Source organism: Erwinia sp. MYb416 (assembly GCF_037479575.1).
GTDB classification, from domain to species: Bacteria; Pseudomonadota; Gammaproteobacteria; order Enterobacterales; family Enterobacteriaceae; genus Erwinia; species Erwinia rhapontici.
The window spans coordinates 1-742 of record NZ_JBBGYT010000379.1 but is presented as its reverse complement, the minus strand read 5'-3'; the positions used below and the strand labels follow the sequence as shown (position 1 = coordinate 742).

General features: G+C 55.7%; 1 protein-coding gene. It reads left to right on the top strand.

Annotated elements, in window-relative coordinates:
* On the top strand, nucleotides 1-742 hold a 742-nt coding region (locus WH277_RS05425; protein WP_339504861.1), incomplete at both ends, for an AMP-binding protein.

Sequence of the window (742 nt, the reverse complement as noted above, 5' to 3'; positions counted from 1 at the left end):
TCAGCCATCAGCGCAACGAACTGAGCGCCTATGCGCTGCAAATTCAACCCGTGCTGCTGATTGCCGACCGCCAGCACAGCCTGTTTAGCAACGATGATTACCTCAATCAGCTCCGGCAGGATTTCCCGGCGCTGAAGGTCGTGGCATTACACAATGAGAACAGTGTTGCACTTTCACTGTCAGGCCTGATTGACGCAGATGCTGGCGATTTTATTGCCAGCCCCTCTGCTGCCGATGAAGTGGCCTTCTTCCAGCTCTCCGGCGGCAGTACCGGAACACCGAAACTGATCCCGCGTACCCACAATGATTATTACTACAGCATTCGTGGCAGCGTTGAGATCTGTGAATTCAACGCGCAGACCCGTTATCTGAATGCCCTGCCCGCCGCCCATAACTATGCGATGAGCTCACCAGGTTCCCTCGGCGTGTTCTACGCGGGTGGCTGTGTCGTGATGGCGAACGATCCCAGTGCCAACCTCTGCTTCCCGTTGATTGAACAACATCAGGTTAACGTAGCTGCACTGGTGCCACCGGCCGTCAGCCTGTGGTTACAGGCGATACAGGAATGGGGCAGCAACCGTGCACTGACATCGCTAACACTGCTACAGGTTGGCGGTGCCAAACTCAGTGAATCACTGGCCTCACGCATCCAGAAAGAAATTGGCTGCCAGCTCCAGCAGGTGTTTGGCATGGCCGAAGGTCTGGTGAACTACACCCGTCTGGACGATGACCAGCAGCATAT